Source organism: Priestia sp. SIMBA_032 (genome assembly GCF_046535215.1).
GTDB lineage: Bacteria > Bacillota > Bacilli > Bacillales > Bacillaceae_H > Priestia > Priestia aryabhattai.
Genome location: NZ_JAWRXD010000648.1, coordinates 1 through 272, shown reverse-complemented (window position 1 = coordinate 272; position 272 = coordinate 1). Strand labels below are relative to the sequence as shown.

1 protein-coding gene is annotated in these 272 nt (G+C 66.5%); it reads right to left on the bottom strand.

What is annotated here, in order from left to right:
* On the bottom strand, positions 1 to 272 hold a 272-nt coding region (locus tag SB717_RS35840), incomplete at both ends, for a hypothetical protein (RefSeq protein ID WP_410907730.1).

The following is a 272-nucleotide window of genomic DNA, read 5'->3' as shown; positions in this document are numbered from 1 at the left end:
AGATGATGCGGATGTATCGCTTTCTGCCGCCACGTCGTCGGCTGCCGCGCCCGATGGGGCATCGGGTGCCGATTTCCCGATGGCGGTCAGTCGACGCGCCATGGCAGCGATGAGGTCATCCTTCTCGCGGTGCGGCGACGGGGGATCCTCGCGCCGGGAGGCGCAATCGATGAGCACGCGCAGCACGTCCACCACCCGCAGCAGTTCGCTGATCAGTTCCGCGTCGACATGCAGCTGACCGTGGCGAAGGGCATCCAGCAGGTTTTCGGCCG